Annotated in this window: 10 protein-coding genes and 1 tRNA gene; 7 read left to right on the top strand and 4 right to left on the bottom strand. The window is 61.2% G+C overall.

Annotated features, from left to right (window positions below):
• The first annotated feature begins 8 nt into the window (after nt 1-8).
• Nucleotides 9-1,415 carry a phosphomannomutase/phosphoglucomutase gene (locus HMPREF2927_RS02815; RefSeq protein WP_070685319.1) on the top strand — a complete coding sequence of 469 codons (1,407 nt, stop codon included), beginning with the start codon at nt 9-11 and terminating at the stop codon, nt 1,413-1,415.
• Between the two features lie 155 nt (nt 1,416-1,570).
• On the opposite strand, the gene HMPREF2927_RS02810 is transcribed toward HMPREF2927_RS02815, so the two are convergent.
• From HMPREF2927_RS02810 to HMPREF2927_RS02800, 3 genes are all read right to left on the bottom strand, one after another.
• A complete protein-coding gene (locus HMPREF2927_RS02810) occupies nt 1,571-2,752 on the bottom strand; it encodes an FAD-binding oxidoreductase (protein WP_070685317.1) in 1,182 nt (393 codons plus the stop codon).
• Between the two features lie 631 nt (nt 2,753-3,383).
• The gene (locus HMPREF2927_RS02805; protein ID WP_070685315.1) at nt 3,384-3,854 is read right to left on the bottom strand and encodes an RrF2 family transcriptional regulator; all 471 of its coding nucleotides are present in this window, start codon (nt 3,852-3,854) and stop codon (nt 3,384-3,386) included.
• A gap of 375 nt (nt 3,855-4,229) precedes the next feature.
• The gene (locus HMPREF2927_RS02800; protein WP_070685313.1) at nt 4,230-6,080 is read right to left on the bottom strand and encodes a phosphoenolpyruvate carboxykinase (GTP); all 1,851 of its coding nucleotides are present in this window, start codon (nt 6,078-6,080) and stop codon (nt 4,230-4,232) included.
• Between the two features lie 500 nt (nt 6,081-6,580).
• Here HMPREF2927_RS02800 and HMPREF2927_RS02795 point away from each other — a divergent pair.
• The 5 genes from HMPREF2927_RS02795 to HMPREF2927_RS02775 all read left to right on the top strand — a co-directional run bounded on the left by HMPREF2927_RS02795 (nt 6,581) and on the right by HMPREF2927_RS02775 (nt 11,460).
• Nucleotides 6,581-6,656: transfer RNA gene (locus HMPREF2927_RS02795), tRNA-Arg, on the top strand.
• Nucleotides 6,657-7,055: 399 nt separating this feature from the next.
• Nucleotides 7,056-8,651: a DNA repair protein gene (locus tag HMPREF2927_RS02790; RefSeq protein ID WP_070685311.1), complete on the top strand. Its 1,596-nt coding sequence runs from the start codon at nt 7,056-7,058 to the stop codon at nt 8,649-8,651.
• Nucleotides 8,651-9,925 carry a cell wall biosynthesis glycosyltransferase gene (locus tag HMPREF2927_RS02785; protein ID WP_070685309.1) on the top strand — a complete coding sequence of 425 codons (1,275 nt, stop codon included), beginning with the start codon at nt 8,651-8,653 and terminating at the stop codon, nt 9,923-9,925. The genes HMPREF2927_RS02790 and HMPREF2927_RS02785 overlap by 1 nt, the downstream gene beginning before the upstream one ends.
• A gap of 282 nt (nt 9,926-10,207) precedes the next feature.
• Nucleotides 10,208-10,528 carry a 2Fe-2S iron-sulfur cluster-binding protein gene (locus HMPREF2927_RS02780; RefSeq protein ID WP_070685307.1) on the top strand — a complete coding sequence of 107 codons (321 nt, stop codon included), beginning with the start codon at nt 10,208-10,210 and terminating at the stop codon, nt 10,526-10,528.
• A gap of 2 nt (nt 10,529-10,530) precedes the next feature.
• Entirely contained in the window at nt 10,531-11,460 is a 930-nt protein-coding gene (locus HMPREF2927_RS02775) for a DUF4232 domain-containing protein (protein ID WP_070685305.1), read from the top strand.
• Nucleotides 11,461-11,623: 163 nt separating this feature from the next.
• Here the strand turns inward: HMPREF2927_RS02775 and HMPREF2927_RS02770 are convergent, their stop codons facing one another.
• Nucleotides 11,624-12,211: a malonic semialdehyde reductase gene (locus HMPREF2927_RS02770; protein ID WP_070685303.1), complete on the bottom strand. Its 588-nt coding sequence runs from the start codon at nt 12,209-12,211 to the stop codon at nt 11,624-11,626.
• Nucleotides 12,212-12,359: 148 nt separating this feature from the next.
• Here HMPREF2927_RS02770 and HMPREF2927_RS02765 point away from each other — a divergent pair, with 148 nt between their 5' ends.
• Nucleotides 12,360-17,963, top strand: a complete 5,604-nt coding sequence (locus HMPREF2927_RS02765; RefSeq protein ID WP_070685301.1) for a DEAD/DEAH box helicase — start codon at nt 12,360-12,362, stop codon at nt 17,961-17,963.
• The last annotated feature ends 266 nt before the right edge of the window (nt 17,964-18,229 follow it).

Raw genomic sequence — 18,229 nt, 5'->3', positions numbered from 1 at the left:
TAAGAGGCGTGACTACTATTAATCTACATGACTCATTCAAGGCGTACGACGTGCGTGGCATCGTCGGCGAAACCATTACTGCAGAGACTGTTCGCGCTACTGGCGCGGCTTTCGTAGACGTTCTGGGCCTGGAGGGCCAGACCATCCTGGTCGGTGGCGATATGCGCCCCTCCTCCCCCGAATTCATGGATGCATTCGCCCAGGGTGCAACCGCTCGCGGTGCAAATGTTGAGAAAATTGGTCTGATCTCCACTGACGTTCTGTACTTCGCATGTGGCGTTGAGAACGCTGCCGGTGTTACCTTCACCGCTAGCCACAACCCCGCAGAGTACAACGGCATGAAGATGTCCAAGGCTGGCGCTGTTCCGCTGTCTTCCGAGTCCGGTCTGTTCGACATTCGTGACCTAGCTCAGAAGTACCTGGATTCGGGCGAGATTCCTTCGGTGGAGAAGGTCGGCACCGTTTCTGAGAAGGACGTTCTCAAGCCCTACGCAGAGTACCTGCGCAAGTTGGTTGACCTGTCTTCCATCCGCCCCCTGAAGGTTGTTGTTGACGCTGGTAACGGCATGGGTGGTATGACCACTCCCGCTGTTCTGGGCGACACCATCCTGCCGGGCCTGCCCCTGGAAATCGTTCCCCTGTACTTCGAGCTGGACGGTACCTTCCCGAACCACCCGGCTAACCCGCTGGAACCGGCTAACCTGGTTGACCTGCAGAAGGCTGTTGTTGAGCACGGTGCTGACATTGGTCTGGCATTCGACGGCGACGCTGACCGTTGCTTCGTCATCGACGAGAAGGGTGAGCCCGTCACTCCTTCCGCTGTGACCGCTCTGGTTGCTGAGCGCGAGATTACTCGTGCGAAGGCAGAGGGCAATGAAGAGCCCGTCATCATCTACAACCTGATCACCTCGAAGGCTGTTCCTGAGCTGGTTGAGAAGCTGGGCGGCCGCGCAGTGAAGACCCGCGTGGGCCACTCCTTCATCAAGGCTGTTATGGCTGAGGAGAACGGCGTTTTCGGTGGCGAGCACTCCGCTCACTACTACTTCAAGGACTTCTTCAACGCAGACACCGGCATGCTCGCTGCAATGCACGTGCTGGCTGCTCTGGGTGGTAGCGATGAGCCTCTCTCCGAGATCAGCGCGAAGTACTCCCCGTACGTTGCTTCCGGTGAGATTAACTCCGAGATTGAAGACAAGGCTGCCGCTGTGGACCGCGTGCGTGCACACTACGCTAACGCTCCCGTGGTTGTTGAGGACTCCGACGGCACCACCTTCACCAACACCGAAGAGGGTTGGTGGGTTAACCTGCGTCCTTCGAACACCGAGCCTTTCCTGCGCCTGAACCTTGAGGCACCGGATGTTGCGACTATGGAGCGCGTCCGCGACGAGGTTCTGGCTCTGGTTCGCCAGGGCTAAGCACTAGCTAGCTGCTAAAGATCCCGCCCCGCAGATTATTTCTGCGGGGTGGGATTTTTATTTTGAGTTCTAAAAACCCGGCTAGGTTCTCCTATCTCAAAGGAGAACCTAGCCGGGTTTAAGAAACCTAGCGGACGAGCCGACTTACGGGGTTTTTACGCCTCGCGTGCCTGGTCGTGGAGCATCCACTGGTCGGGGCCGAAGATCTCGTAGTTGATGTTCTTGCCGGGAACGCCTGCCTCCACCAGCGCGGAGCGTACGCCCTGCATGAAGGGCAGCGGGCCGCAGAGGTAGACGTTAGCATTGGCGGGAACGTCCAGCTTGGAGACGTCGACGCGGCCGGTGAAGTCGCCGCCCTCGCCCTCGATGAAGGATACGAGGCGTGCGTTGGGCAGCTTGCCGACGAGCTCGGCGAGCTCTTCGCGCAGGGGCCAGGTGTCCAGGCGGCGGTCTGCGTGGACCACGGTCACGGGGCGCTCGGAGCCCTTCTCAACCAGCTCGGAGAGGAAGCTGAGCATGGGGGTGGTGCCGATACCTGCGGAGAAGAGGTACAGCGGTGCCTCGGGGTCGCCGAAGCCTTCCAGGGTCAGGTCACCGTAGGGGTTGGAAAGCTCGACGACTGCGCCGACTTCCAGCTCGTGCAGGATGGAGGTCATCTCGCCGTTGGGGTCGAGCTTCACAGCAATGCGGCGCTGGTTCTTTTCGCTGGGCAGCAGGGTGTACTGGCGTGCCTGGCGCAGGCCGTCGCGTGCGGGAACGATGATAGAGATGTACTGGCCGCCCTTGGACTCGGTCATGGGGGTCTCGTCGGCGGGCTCGAAGGTCAGCACGACGACGTTCTCGCCGGTCTCCTTGCGGTCAACGAGCTTGAAGGGCGCGAACATGACGTCGTTTGCCTGGGAAGCGTACAGGCCCTTCTCCAGCTTGATGAGGGCGTTGCCCATGAGCCAGTAGACCTCGGTCCATGCCTCAACGATTTCGGGGGTAGCCAGGTCGCCCAGGTTAGCGGCGATTGCCTCGAAGAGGTACTTGTAGACGGTGGGGTACTCTTCTTCCTTCAGGCCCAGGGACGCGTGCTTGTGTGCAACGCGGGAGAGGACCTCGTCGGGGTAGGAGTCCGGGTTCTGGACGATGTAGGAAGCGAACACGGCGATGGAGCCTGCCAGTGCCTTGGGCTGGGTGCCTTCGAGCTGGGAGGAGCGGGAGAACATGCCGTCCATCAGGTCGGGGCGAGCGGCGAACATTCGACGGTAGAAGTCGGGGGTGATGTCGTTGATGCGCTCGGCAATGATGGGCAGCGTTGCCTCAATAATGGGGCGGGACTTCTCGGAGAGCATGTCTTGCCTTCTTCCTGTGTGGTCACCTCGGTCGTTGTGATGATGCCCTTGATATGTGTGATGCTGGGGCGTTCACTCGGACAGCTCAGTTGGTGACGGAGTGTTTATAAAGCACCCTTACCGTAGCATTTTGCGGGGTGTTTGCGCTGAGTGCAGGTCACTCCCTGGGGGGTGTTGAGGGGTCTAGGCGAGACTTATGGTTCAGCTTGACTCAAAGAGAGAGCCCCGCGTCACACTATATATTTTCAGCACTGTTTTTGAGTTCGCCGGGTGACTAGCCCCGAAGTCTGCATAAAAATTCTGACATGAAAATATATTTACTACGGAAAGTATGCAATGTGATGCAAAAATGAATATGGTCACATTTTCTGCATTTGAAAAGCAAATTTGCAATATTCTGCATTTACTGCACAAATTTAGGACTCACGCGGGTTCCAGCAGTCACGCAAGCAGCGGCAAAATACTCCCCACTCCCCTCGAAAACCCTACAAGAAAGCCGAGAGACCCCCGCGCGAACCGCCCAGCAGCCCCGCATCAACCGCAGAAACACGCTAAACTTCGTGTTAAAAACTCTATGGAGCCTCCCACCGGAAAGCTCCACAGGTACCACGTATTCCTTTAGCGTGCAGGCTTAGCGCACAGGCAGCGCATTCTCCGGAGGCGCAAAGCCTAGCTCCACAAATACCGGACCAACGGGACGTGCACCGGCAGTCAGCTCGCTAATCACAACCGAGTCCACCGAAGCATAGAACGCCTCACGAGCCCTCGCCAGCACGTTGCGCAGGCGGCAGAACTTATCGAGGGGGCAGTGGCCGTTCTCATCCTCACACTCAATCATGGGGATATCGCCCTCAGTAGCGCGAAGAACAGTGCCGACGGTCGCAGAACGACCAGCGTCGGAAAGCATAACGCCACCGGCGCGACCGCGGGTCGAGTCCAGGTAACCCATGTTCACGAGGAAAGCCACAGCCTTTGCCACGTGGTTGTAGGGGGTGTCCACACCTTCAGAGATCTTCTGGGTGGAAAGCTTCTGACCGGGCTCCAGAGCAGACAGGAGCATCAGAACGCGGAGCGAGACATCCGAGAATGCTGTCAAACGCATGGATACTCCTTCTCATCTCTCGTGCCGCTACATATCAGTACATGCAGCAGCGGATATACGCAGCTCGTGAAAGCTGTGAACATTCAAAAATCTTACATTGGAATTGTATAGGGGCGGCAAGAGAGGCAAGAAATTATGGATAACCGCTTCTGCACCAAACCACCCCGGCGAGGATTTTAAAGTATTTCTCAAGAGCAAGTGGACTGCATAGCCTTACACTCACACCTTTGCGAGAAAACTTATCACTCCCCCCAACTGACGAGGATTCAAATTTCCCCAAAACGGAAGGAAGGAGCGGAATCTCACCGAGAGATTCCGCCCCTTCCAAATGCTCAACCATACGGCTCAGCGAAGAGTTTTAGTTCCTTCGAAGGATTAGTCCTCCAGGGCCTTTGCCAGAGCGTCGCGCTGTTCGCGAACCTCAGCGGGCAGCTTGTCGCCGAACTTCTCGAGCCACTCGTCGATACCGGGCAGTTCAGCAGCCCATTCTTCCTTCGAGACAGCCAGAGCAGCCTTCAGCTCGTCCTCAGAGATTTCCAGACCGCTCAGGTCCAGGTCTTCCTTGGTGGGAACGGTGCCCAGGAAGGTCTCCTGGCCGCCAGCCTTGCCGTCGAGGCGGTCGAAGATCCACTTCACAACGCGAGAGTTCTCGCCGAAGCCGGGCCATGCGAAGCCACCGTCGGGGGTGCGGCGGAACCAGTTGACGTAGTAGACCTTCGGCATGTTCTCGGTGCCGTGCTTCTTGCCCAGGTCCAGCCAGTGCTTGAAGTAGTCACCAGCGTTGTAGCCGATGAAGGGCAGCATTGCCATCGGGTCGCGGCGAATCACGCCGACAGCACCCTTAGCAGCCGCGGTGGTCTCGGAGGAGAGGGTAACTGCGCGGAAGACGCCCTGTTCCCAGCTCTCAGACTCGGAAACCAGCGGGATGGTGGTCTTACGGCGACCGCCCAGAACGATAGCGCTCAGCGGCACACCCTCGGGGTCGTAGTACTCGGGAGCGAGCATGTCGACCTGGGATGCGGGGGTGCAGAAGCGGGAGTTCGGGTGAGCTGCCGGGCGGCCGGACTCGGGGGTCCAGTCCTGACCGGTCCAGTCAATCAGGTGTGCGGGAGCCTCGTCGGTCTTGCCCTCCCACCAGACGGAGCCGTCGTCGGTCAGTGCAACGTTGGTGAAGATGGTGTTGCCCTTGGCGATAGCCTTCATAGCGTTCGGGTTGGTGGAGTAACCGGTGCCCGGTGCCACGCCGAACAGGCCAGCCTCGGGGTTGACCACGCGTGCCTGGTGGTTCTCGTCGAACTCGATCCATGCGATGTCGTCGCCGACCATCTCAGCCTTCCAGCCGTCAATGGTGGGCTCCATCATTGCGAAGTTGGTCTTGCCACATGCGGAGGGGAACGCTGCGGAGATGTAGCGAACCTTGCCCTCGGGGTTGGTGACCTTCAGGATGAGCATGTGCTCTGCCATCCAGCCCTCGTCGCGACCGATAACGGATGCGATACGCAGTGCGTAGCACTTCTTACCGAGCAGTGCGTTACCGCCGTAGCCGGAGCCGAAGGACCAGATTTCGCGGGTCTCAGGGAACTGGACGATGTACTTCTCGGGGTTGCAGGGCCAGGGAACATCTTCCTGACCGGGCTCCAGGGGTGCACCAACACTGTGCAGAGCCTTGACGAAGAAGCCGTTGGTCTCGTTCAGCTTGGCCAGAACGTCCTTACCGATGGTTGCCATGATGCGCATGGAGCAGACAACGTATGCGGAGTCGCTGAGCTCAACAGCAATCTTGGGGTTCTTAGCCTTCAGGGAGCCCATGACGAAGGGAATGACGTACATGGTGCGGCCGCGCATGGAGCCCTCGAAAAGACCGGTCAGGGTCTGCTTCATTTCGACGGGGTCACGCCAGTTGTTGGTCGGGCCTGCGCCTTCTTCAGTCTCGGAGCAGATGAAGGTGCGCTCCTCGACACGTGCAACGTCGTCGGGATCGGAGAAAGCTGCGTAAGAGTTCGGGAATTCGTGATCGCTGAGACGAACGAAGGTACCGGCGTCAACCAGTTCCTGTGCCAGGCGGTCATATTCTTCCTGGGTGCCGTCGACCCAGTAGATGTGTGCGGGCTGGGTCAGGGCCGCAACTTCGCGAACCCAATCCAGAAGGCCCTGGTGGGTAGTGGGTGCGCTCTGCAGCTCCTTTTCGAGCTCAGCAGAGAGAGTACGAGTTGAGGTGTCAGCCATTGACGTTTTCCCCTTCAATCGGTGGCCCGGATACTACGTTGATCCGGTTAGGTCTGCGGTAACAAAGAAGCAGTTAAACACTACAAGCGTGCAAATAATCGTGAATATGCACGCTTGGACAGTCTCCACTTCCTCGTGATGCTTACAGAATAACGCATTAATGGTCTGTAGAGCTTTCTATAACGCCATTTCTTACGTTCTGCGCATCACATTCTTAGAGTACGAGAGGATTTCTGTAAAGAATTTTTAGGGCTTACGGCGGGATCATCCGGGGGATTTCAGGGACCTGCAGCGCCGGTTTTAGGGTGCCGAGAAAATATTTTGAAAAAATTTTGCGAGCACAAAAACCCCGGAATCATGCGGTAAAACGGGGCACTTTCGATTCCTGCGGAGGGGATTTTGGGTCAATTTCGAGTTTTTCGGCTTGCACCCCCTTGAGGACATCCGTATAGTAGTACCTGTTGCCGCGACGGGTTGAAGAAATCCGAAGCGAGGAACATGCGCCTGTAGCTCAACGGATAGAGCATCTGACTACGGATCAGAAGGTTGGGGGTTCGAATCCCTTCGGGCGCACCACCGATCCCCGGTTCTTCGGAACCGGGGATTTTTTGTATGCCCAGAAGACATGCCCCGGAAGACACGCCCGGGAAGATGTCTTTGGGGAACAAGCGCGCAGAAAACGCTCAGCCACAAGCCCCGGGCAGAGCTCAAGCCACCGCGCAGTACGACATGTTGCAGTACGACACGCTACAGCACGACACGCCGCAGGCTCTAGCTAGGTGCAGCAAGGACGCTCCACCACCTGACGCTGCCCCATCCGTGCCAAAAACCACATCCAAAAGCGCCCCAACCTGTGAATCCGCAGATTTATGCTCCCAGATGACGTGCTCCGGGGCACACCCGCCAAAAAACGCCTAGGATGGATAGAGGACCCTCCACGCATAGGTTGGAGAGTAGACAACGCAAAGGAGCACTATGGCACAGCTATCCATTCCGCAGTCCCTGATAGGTGCACTCATCGATATAGCCGACCTGGGAACACTCGACTACTTCCCACCCACCGAACGATGCGCCCACTGGTCCCTCTACGACGCGCAGCGCCAGGAGCTCCTCTGCCCCTGCGCACCCGCCGCCAACACCACCGCGGAGAAGCTCTTTGAGGCCGCGGCGAGGATTCTCTACGAGAATTTCCCGCGATATATCGATTCGCCCGAGGAAATCATTCCTTATACTTCCCGTCAGGAACTCGTTGCCGCCCTGCGTCGCGGTGAGAAAGAGCCTGTTGATGAGGAACAGGGTGAGCTGCAAGAGCAGTCAGCTGAAAATACTGTAGAGCCTACGACTGAGGTTGAAACTAGCCCCGTCGAACCTGCAGTAGTTGAGGACGCGGAAGTGAGCGCTTCTGTTGCGCCCAAGCCTGCAGCCCCGAAACCGGCGCCCTCCCCCGCACTCTTTGCCGCCCGCGCGGCGCAGGCACCCACCCCGGCTCCCAGCGTGCCGGAAGAAGCACCTGTGGAGGCACCCGCAGAGGCGACTACAGGAGAGACGGTTCCGACGCCGGCCACGGTTGCTCCCGCAGCACCCCAGCCCGCTGCACCGAAACCTGCAGCACCCAAGCCCGCTGTGCCGAAGCCTGCGGCACCGACTCCCGGTGCTCCCTCCCCCGGTATGTTCCGCAAGTCCACGCTAACCTACCGACCGCCGCGCATCGAAGAGTACCTGGAGGGTCTGCGTGCCCGCCAACAGGCTGCCGAAGTCGCAGAAGCTACCCATATGGCAGTATCTAGCGAGCAGGCGCCTGTTGAGGAGTTGCCCGTACTCAGCCAGTCCCTACCGGGCGCACCCGCAGCTCCCAAGCCGAGCACGCCGAAGCCCGCTGCACCGGAACCGGGTGCATCGATGCCTGCCGCACCCGCCCCGAGCACTCCGGCAGCAGAACCGGTAGCCGCCGCACCTCGCGCCATTACCGCCGAGGACCGTGAACGCAGCTACCGACTGCGCCCGAGCCTGCGCGCCCGCCTCGAACGCGAAAACATTAGCGAAGAGCTCGTGCGCACCATCCTGCGCGAAGGCGAAGCGGAACGCATCAACGACTGGACCATCCGCTTCACGCACGACGACTACCGCGTTGATGTGAACACCGCCTCCGCAGAAATTATTACCGTCATTGACGAATACGACGCCGACTACAACGAGGCGGCACAGGCATCCCTGGCTCAGGGCGAATACACCTCGCTCAACGCCCTGGAACTCGAATTCAGCGAGCGCGCCCGCACCTTCCTGAAGAAGAACCCGCAGTTCGTTTTCGATCTAATGCTTCAGGCGCTGAGCAGCCCCGAGAGCGTGCGCATGGCTGAAGGCTGGACACGTATCTACGCGGCGCAGGGCCTGGAGATTGCGGTTTCGCCCGATGAGCGGACCGTTCTTGCCCTGGCGAAGACCCCGGATTTCCATGTTCTGCACGCGGAGAACCTGCGCAAGGTGCAGCTCGAGGAGCTCAGCAACACCCTGGCAAAGCAGGCGGAAGATAAGGCAGCCCAGGCAGAAAACACCACCGAGGAGGAGAAATAATGTCCGCTAAGCAGATCACCGTTCCTCTTGAGGTGTACGTTCGCCTGCAGGAGCTTGCCTCCCTCGCCGCCTATAGCTACCGGGATAATCAGGGTTCCGAAGAGAACAGTGCAAGCGATAAGCCGTGGGATTTGCTCTCCAAGGACGGCGCGTCCCTACTCGATGAGAACGGCGCGCTCAAGCACGAAGCGGCAGAGCTCTACTTCACTCTCCTACCGCTCATTGCCCAGGAATTCATGGAGCAGCAGCAGGCACTCGTGGACGCATACCGTCAGGCGCCCAAGCCCGCCGCCGCACGCGCCAAGATTCGCCCCTCCAACCAGCGCCTCATTCCGCTGACCGAGGTGCCGCTGGAGAACCAGCGTATTGCCGCGCGCATCGAGAAAGAATTCTACGGTGACGTGCCGCCGCGCCGCCGCATCTACGGCGTGCTCCCCGGCGTGATGGATTACATGATGCGCCACGGGCTCACCTACGAGCTGCTACTGGACATCATCGAATCCCCTGTAAGCACAGTGGTTCAAGAAAGCGCGCAAGAGAACCGTTACGGCCGCGAAGTCACCCTCTACACGCATGAAGAGGAAGGCTACCAGGTGGTGCTCAACCCCCTAACCGCCGAGGTGCTCGCGCTACGCCCGCTGCAGGCTCTCGCTGGAGGCTACCAGCTCTCCCCCGATGCTCAGGCACAGCTGAAGGTACTCGGCCTGACCGGCGAGTACATTGCCCGCATCCTGGATGAGGCCGAGGACCGCCGCCCGATTCCCGGCAGTAGCCGCACCGTGTACTCGCTCAACGGCTATCAGGTGGAGTTCTCGCACTCCGACCAGCAGGTAATTCGTATTAGTCGCGGCACCGCGCCCAGCCGCAACCCCTTCGAGTCGCAGCCGAGGATGAGCGGTACAAAGAGGCAGCGCGGCCGCAAGATCCCGCACGATGTGGATGCGTTCGTGCAGCTGTTGCAGGAGCACGGCTTCACCATCACCATGGGCGGTAAGCACTACGACATTCGCCACGAGAAGCTGGCTCCGGGTCAGAAGGCGGTCACCTCCGTGACCCCCTCAGATTCGCAGCGCTGGCACCTGAACTCGGCACGCCAGATCCGCAATACCTTCGGTATCGACCTGCGCTACGCTGATCCGCGCGATAGTGTACGCGGTATTGTGCGCGGTTCCGGGCGGGCGGGTTCCCAGAACATTGAAAGCAACACCGAGAATCCGCCAGGTAACGACCCGCAGGAAGACTCAAACACGGCTGAGCAGAAGCCCGCAGAATAGCATCCCGCCGATACGTAGGCACTCTCACCTTCAACCGGTTCTTTATACTGCCCCCAGCATGTCTTTGCATCTGGGGGCAGTATTCATATTTGCCTATATCCTGCGTTATCAAGGATTTAAGAGGTAGACTAGGGACAATACAGACATGCTATTAAGCATAAAAATTAATATGCGTTCCCGTGATATGCGTGACGGTAGGGTTGGGAATGCACCACAAAGTACGGTGAATAACAGCCCCTACCCCTACAATAGAAACGCATCACTACAGAAGAAGGAGAACGCATGGGCGTAACGATTAAGGTCACTGACGAAGCAGGTGTAAACTACGACATTCAGTGGGAAGACCACCACACCCTCCTGGAAGCCCTCCAGGCTAACGGTGTGCCGGTCCTCGCAACCTGTGGCGGTAACGCATCCTGCGCTACCTGCCACGGCTTCATCGACCCCGAGCACTTCGAAGCTTCCGGTGAACGTACCGAAGCTGAGCAGGATTTGCTCGACATGGTTGACGATGTCGCCAACGAGTACTCCCGCCTGTGTTGCCAGGTCGAGTACGCCCCCGGTATGGATGGAGCAACGATTCAAATGCAGGCGGCGATGTAACTATGTTCAAATCGGCTCAGGTACTCGCATCAACCACCCTCCTCTGCTGCGTGCTCGCGCTCAGTGGATGCGGCGCGTCCCAGGCCGGTCAGGAAGCCGAAGGCACCTCGTCACAACCGAGTGCCTCGGCTTCGGTCAAACCCGGCACGATTCGAGTAGCCTCTGACGGGGCTACCTCATCGGTGACCCCGGGCTCCATTACCGTGGTGAACTCCCCCGAGGCGGAGAACCACGGCTCTTCCTCTGAGCACTCCGAGTCTTCTTCCCACACCCAGACTCGCGAGTCGAAGCAGAACTCTGACTCTCATTCTTCTGAGTCCTCCCACGAGGGTTCCGATCAGAACAAGTCAGACGACTCTGCAGATTCTCAGCAGGAAACTCAGAAGAGCTCGAACTCATCTTCACGATCAGGTTCTAACTCTTCGAGTAACTCATCGAATTCTTCCAATTCCTCGAACTCCTCGGGTTCCTCGGAGAAGTCCTCTAGGTCCTCCAGCAATACTGTTGCTGAGGGCCCGACCCAGTGCGATCTGGATGACCTGAACATTTCGGTTGCTGTGGGAGAAGGCTCCCCCGGCGCCCGAAACTACACCCTGTACTTCCAGAACTCTTCGGATTCTTCCTGCACCCTGCGCGGCTACCCGCGTGTGGTGCATGCGGGTCCTTCCGGCACCTGGGTTGGCCGTGAGGCTTCCACCTCCGGTGAGTACATGAACCCTGCGGGTGTGACCCTCAACCCCGGCGATAGCACCACCGCGGTACTGCGTTCGGTGTACCCGGCACGCTTCGGTGACGATTGCGGTAGCCGACCGGTTCAGGGCTTCCTGGTGGGTCTTCCCTCCGGTTCCGGTGGCGTGATCGTTCCGTTGGATACGGCCGCTTGCTCCTCGTCTGTTCCGCAGCTGTCGGTGGGTCAGTTTGGTGCTCGCTAACGCGGCGTTGCAGATGTAAATACTCAGGCACGTTGTGTGCACCTATAGTTCGCTTGTGCACATATAGTTCAAGGGCGGTTCCCCCGCGATGGGGAACCGCCCTCGAACTATCTATATAGCCTAAATCTAGGGTTTAGCTTTAGCTATACCGTAGCGCGCGCTCTTAGAGAGAGCGAGCAACCTCATCGTGGCTGAAGCGTGCACCGCGCGGGTATGCGGGAGCCTCGCCGTGGCCGATGTTGACGATTAGGAAGGGGATCTCTGCGTTGTCCGCGAAGAATTCCTTCTTGATGCCGGCGAAGTCTGCGCCGGTCATGGGGCCAGCGTCCAGGCCGAGGGCGCGGATTGCGGTGATGAAGTAGCCTGCCTGCAGGTGAGCGCTCAGCTCAGCGGCGGGGGTGGCAAGCTCCTCGGTGGTATAGAAGCCCTTGATGAAGCCGGCAGCGTTGGGGTTGAAGGTGTCGGCGTGCTCTACCCAGTTCGCGTCTGCGGAGAGGATTGCGGTCACCGGTGCCGCCTGGGTCTTAGCCTTGTTGCCGTCTACCAGGTGTGCGACGAGGCGCTCTCGTACCTCGGGGCTCTTGACCCAGGTGATGCGCAGGGGCTGGTTGTTGAAGGCGGTGGGACCGTAGAAGGTCAGTTCCTGGATGCGGCGCAGTTGCTCGTCGGTGACGGGTTCCTCGGTGAAGGAGGAGACGGTGCGCGGCTCGTGGAAGAGGCTGATGAGCTGTTCTTCGGTCAGGCGGGTCATGGTGAGGCTCCTTTGGGTTGTTCCCTCGGTCTATTACTTTACAAGTAAAACATTACATACTCTGTAGAGACACTGTCAAGCACATCTTCCTCCCCCAACCCCCAACAATTCAAGAGGCGCACACCATAAACCCCGCCATAATAGATACATGACCGACGCACTCTCCCACTTCTCCGCCCCCGTACGCGACTGGTTCCGCGCCACCTTCAGCGCACCCACCGCCGCCCAAGAAGGCGCCTGGGAGAGCATCCGCAACGGCAACAACACCCTCATCATCGCCCCCACCGGCTCCGGTAAAACCCTCGCCGCCTTCCTCTGGGCACTCGATGCCCTGCACCGCGAACACGAAGCCGGAACCGCAGGCGGCACGCGCATCCTCTACATCTCACCCCTCAAAGCACTCGGCGCCGACGTCGAACGCAACCTGCGCGCACCACTGACCGGAATCACGCGCCTGAGCGGAAACAACACGGGCGAACCGAACATCAGCGTGGGCGTGCGCAGCGGCGACACCCCCGCACGCAAACGCCGCCAACTCATCAGCAACCCGCCCGACATTCTCATCACCACCCCCGAATCCCTCTACCTCATGCTCACCAGCGCCGCCCGCAACACCCTCGCGGGCGTCACCACCGTGATCGTGGACGAGATTCACAACCTCGCCGCCACCAAACGCGGCGCACACCTGGCGGTCTCCCTCGAACGCCTCGACGCGCTCCTCGAAAAGCCCGCACAGCGCATTGGGCTCTCCGCAACCGTCGAAAACCCGGAGGCGGTCGCCCGGTTCCTCGGCGGCATTCAGCCGGTAACCATCATGAGCCGCCCAGTCGCCAAAGAATGGGACCTGCGCCTGAGCGTGCCCGTACCCGATATGGCGGCACTCGGAGGCGCCAACGACTACGGGCAAGGACTCTACGCCCCGTCAGAATACGCACCCTCGGAATACGCACCCTCGGAGGCGCCAGGCGGCGGGGCTGCACACTCCGCTTCTGCCGGCTCGCCGCAGGGCGCGGCACAGCCTATCTCTAGCGCCGTAGACATCCCGGCAAGCGCACCCTACACGCTCGAAGATGCCATTGGCGTATTCCCCGGGCAGGCAAACCCAGCACAGGAACCCGCGCAAGAAACCGGGCAGGCAAACCCGTTGCGACAGGGCGATAACACCGCACCCAAAAACACCCTCTCCATCTCGGAAGAGGCATTGCGAGAAGGGGCACTGCACGAAAAGACGTTGCGAGACACCCCCGATAGCGAGCGCCTCGAGACCTCCATCTGGCCGCGTGTGCAGGAGCACATCGTCGACCATATTGAGAACAACCGTTCTACGATTGTTTTCGTTAATTCGCGTGGACTAGCGGAAAAGCTCACCGCGGCACTCAACGATATTCACCTGCGCCGCTTACTCACACAGCAGGGAATCGACCCAGAAGACTACACGGCAGGCATCTGCGACATCACCGAGGTGCCGCCGCTTGCCCGCGCGCACCACGGCTCCGTGTCCAAGGAACAGCGCACCCTCATCGAGGAGGCGCTCAAGGGCGGAACCCTGCGCTGCGTGGTCGCCACCAGCTCCCTGGAGCTGGGCATCGACATGGGCCACGTGGACCTCGTAATCCAGGTGGCTGCCCCTCCCTCGGTTGCCTCCGCACTGCAGCGCGTGGGCCGCGCCGGGCACCGCGTGGGCGAAATTTCGCGCGGATTCTTCTACCCCAAGCACCGCGGCGACCTGCTCGGCGCAACCGTCACCCTCGCCGGAATGCGCAGCGGAACCCTCGAGCCGCTTGCCATCCCCACCAACCCCCTGGACGTACTCGCACAGCAGACCGTCGCCGCCTGCGCATTAGGCCCCATCAGCGTGGACTCCTGGTACGAGGCGCTACGCCGCAGCGCACCCTACGCCGAACTGCCGCGCGCCCTCTTCGACTCCGTACTCGAAATGCTTGCCGGACGCTACCCCTCCGACGAGTTCGCCGAACTGCGCCCGCGCATCATCTGGGATCGCACCCCCACCGAACAGGCGCCCTCCGGCAGTATTGAGGGCCGCCCGGGTGCGCAACGCCTCGCCGTCACCAGTGGCGGCACGATTCCCGACCGCGGGCTCTTCCCCGTCTACCTGGTCAGTGGCGACGAGGAGCGCGGCCCCAAGCGTGTGGGTGAGCTCGACGAAGAAATGGTGTACGAATCTCGCGCCGGCGAGGTCATCACCCTCGGCGCGAGCAGTTGGCGCATTGAAGAAATTACGCACGACGCGGTGCGGGTCTCCCCCGCACCCGGTCAGCCCGCGCGCCTGCCTTTCTGGCACGGCGACCGCATGGGCCGCCCCTACGCTCTGGGCGTGCAGACGGGTACGTTCACGCGCACCCTCTCCAGCCTAGACGCCACCGATAGCGCCGCCGCCCGCCAGCAGCTCGAACAGCTCGGATTGGACACCTGGGCGGTCGATAATCTGCTCGCCTATCTGCGTGAGCAGCGCGAATCCACCGGGGCGGTCCCCTCCGACACCCGCATGATTGTGGAGCGGCACCGCGACGAACTGGGCGATTGGCGCGTGGTCCTGCACTCGCCGCTCGGCTACGGGGTGCACGCGCCCTGGGCGCTGGCGGTGCGCGCCCGTATCGAGGAGCGGTACGGGGTGGATGCTTCCGTCATGGCGAGTGATGACGGCTTGATTCTGCGTCTGCCCGCTATGGAGGATGTGCCGCCCGGCGCTGATCTGTTCCTTTTCGACCCTGACGAGCTGGAGGCGATTGTCACCGAACGCGTGGGCGATTCGGCGCTTTTTGCGTCTCGGTTCCGTGAGAATGCGGCGCGTGCCCTGCTGTTGCCGCGCCGTGATCCGGGTAAGCGCACCCCGCTGTGGCAGCAGCGTCAGCGTGCGGCGCAACTGCTGGATGTGGCGCGTAAGTACCCTGATTTTCCGGTGCTTTTGGAGACGGCGCGCGAGTGTCTGCAGGATGTGTACGATGTTCCGGCGCTGGTTCAGGTGCACCGTTCGTTGCAGTCCCGGGCGGTATCCATGCTGGAGGTTGAGACGAATGACCCTTCGCCTTTTGCACGAACCCTGCTCTTTGAGTACGTTGCCGAGCACCTCTACGACGGCGATGCGCCCGCCGCCGAACGTCGCGCCGCCGCGCTGTCGCTGGACCCGGCGTTGCTGGCTGAGTTGCTGGGGTCGAGCGGTCTGCGTGACCTGCTGGATCCGGCGGTTCTGGTGCAGACTCAGCAGCGTCTGCAGCGCACGGGTGAGCGTTACCGCGCCTGCGGCGTGGAGGGCGTGGCGGATCTTTTGCGTCAGCTGGGTCCGTTGAGCGCGCGGGAGTTGAGTCTGCGCTTGCGGGCTGACAACCCGCGGACTGAATCTGCGGCACACGGTTCTCAAGATTTCGGCGAGTCCGAGGATTCTGAAAACTACGGCGAAGAGTCCGGCGAGGAGTACGGCGCGCACGCCAGCACGACTGAGGCGCGTGAGCTGGCGGAAGAGCTGGTGCGCTCGCGCCGTGCGTTCTCGTTCATGGGAGCTGCCGACGGTTCCGCCGAGCCGCAGCTGTACTATGCGGTGGTTGAGGATGCCGCGCGCCTACGCGATGGGCTGGGCATTATGCCCGCCGCGGCGCTTCCTGTAGCCCTTTTGGAGCCGGTCGCGGAGCCTTTAGAGAATCTGGTCTCTCGCTATGCGCGCACCCATATTCCCTTTACGGCACAGCAGGCGGCGGAGCATTTTTCGCGCCTGACCCCGGTTGGTGTGGGCGTGCTGATTCCGGTGTTGCAGCGTCTTCAGCAGCAGCGCCGTCTGAGCTCCGGCGAGTTTCTGCCCGAGGTGCTGCGTGCTTTGGGGTCTGCCGGTGTTGAGTGGGTGGATGCGCAGGTTTTGCGCACGATTCGTGCCCGTTCTCTGGCGGCGTTGCGTGAGGAGATTGAGCCGGTATCGGCGCAGGTCTATGGCGCTTTCCTACCCTCATGGCAGAACGTTCGTTCTTTATCCGTGCGGGTTGCGCAGACCCTGCCGGAGGCGAGCGCCTACGGTGCGTTCATGCCCTCCCGCCGCGCCGCCACGGTGGTGGGCGAGAGGGTGGCGCCCCTCGGCTCGGCGGCAGAGGACGGAGCGGAACATACGGGACAAGATTCGGCCTCCGCCACGGAGGATCTGCTCACCGCTATCGACCAGCTGGCGGGTGTGCGCGTACCGGCTTCCGCACTGGAGACACTGATTCTTCCGGCGCGCGTGCCCGGCTACCAACCGCACATGCTGGACGAGCTTATGGCGAGCGGCAGGGTGTTCTTCACCGGCGCCGGGCAGCTCGGCGGCGGTAGCGCGCAGAAGTCTGACGGCTGGATTCGCCTGCATTTGAGCGAGAGTTCCTCGCTGACTCTGGGTGAGGACTACCCGGAGCAGCTGTTGCGCGTGGAGAACCCGGAGCTTTGGGAGGCGCTGCAGGATCCGGGCACGCTGGAGCACGCCATCTATGAGGCGCTGGCTCACGGCGGCCTGTTTGTGCCGGCTCTGCGTGAGCGGGTGGAGCAGCTGATGAGCGCCGCGGCATCTGCCGGTCAGGTGGTGACTTTCCCGGATGCGGCGGAGGTTTCGGCGGCGCTGTGGCGCCTGGTGTGGGCTGGTGCGGTGACGAACGATAGTTTCGCGCCGGTTCGGGCGATGCTTGCGGGCGTCCGCAGTGCGCATCCGACTCCGGCAGCCCCTGCGCGTCTGTCGCGGGTGGGTCGCCGCGGTGCGGGTCGTATTGCGGCAGCGCGCGCCTCCATGGGTAACGGCTTGGCGGGCGGTTACGGCGCTGATAGTTATGGTTCCAGCAGCTACTCTGCGCCTGCCGCCGGGCGCGGTCTGCGTTCCCTGCGAGACAATTCCCTCCGCGGCGGGTTCCATGGCGCCGCTCCCGCCGTTGCCCCGCAGGATAGCGGTCGCTTCTCGCGCGTGGACACGCTCCTGCAGGAGCCGGTGGAGGCGACGGTTGCGGCGCTCGCACGCGCCGACCTGCTGCTGGACCGCTACGGTGTGCTGACTCGCGGGTGTCTGCAGGTGGAGGATTCTGCAGGCGGGTTCTCGCAGCTGTACCGGATTTATTCGGCGGCTGAGGATCGTGCGCTGGTGCGTCGCGGCTATTTTATTGAGGGTTTGGGTGCGGCGCAGTTTGCCGCCCCCGCGACGGTGGACCTGCTGCGTTCTACCGCCGATAGCCTCAGTGTTCCCGCAGGTCCACAGGGTTTTGGTGCGACACAGGGGTTTGGTGCCAGCGCCTACACACCGCAGCGTACCGATACGGAACAGGTGTACGGCACGTTCACGGTGATCCTGTTGGCGGCGACCGACCCGGCGAACCCGTACGGTGCGGCACTGAGCTGGCCCGCGATTCCCTCCTTTGCACACGAGGGCGAGGGCACCGTAAAGCACCGTCCGGCACGCAAGGCGGGTGCCTGCGTGGTGCTGGTGGACGGCGCACCGGTGCTGTATGTGGAGCGTGGCGCGAAGACCCTGCTGGCTTTCACCACCGACCCGGTACTTCTGGAGGCGGCGGCCCCCGCCCTGGCACGCCTGGTGTCCGCCGGTGGTGCGGAGAAGATTTCGGTGGAGAAGGTCAACGATGTGGAGCTTTTGGGCACCCACACGGTGAGCACATCCACGCTGGGCGCATCCGGCGGCGAGGTTGTGGAGCATCCGGTGGAGGCGCTGCGTGCAGCACTGCAGGCGCAGGGGTTCTACGCGACGGTTCGCGGCCTGTCGCTGCGCCGTTCCATTTAGCCCTCTCCAGAAAGAGCCTCAAGCTCAACCTCAGATTAAATCAATTCCTTTAACCTCAACCTGAGCATCATAATGCCCCGCACCTTCATGGAAGAGGGTGCGGGGCATTATGTTTCCCTACTCACGAACCGGGTGGTGTTCCCGGAGTCCACCACGTCGCAGGCGGCGTGGCGGAGGAATAACCGCCCGGATGTCCACGTCGCCTTTGCCGTGGAGCACATAACCAAACATCGGAGCGGGAAGTCCTACGCTGACCTGTCACCTCT

Source organism: Rothia sp. HMSC061E04 (assembly GCF_001813685.1).
In the GTDB taxonomy this organism is placed as follows: domain Bacteria; phylum Actinomycetota; class Actinomycetes; order Actinomycetales; family Micrococcaceae; genus Rothia; species Rothia mucilaginosa.
Note: the sequence above shows the minus strand (reverse complement) of the source record. Positions and strands in the feature narration are given on the sequence as shown.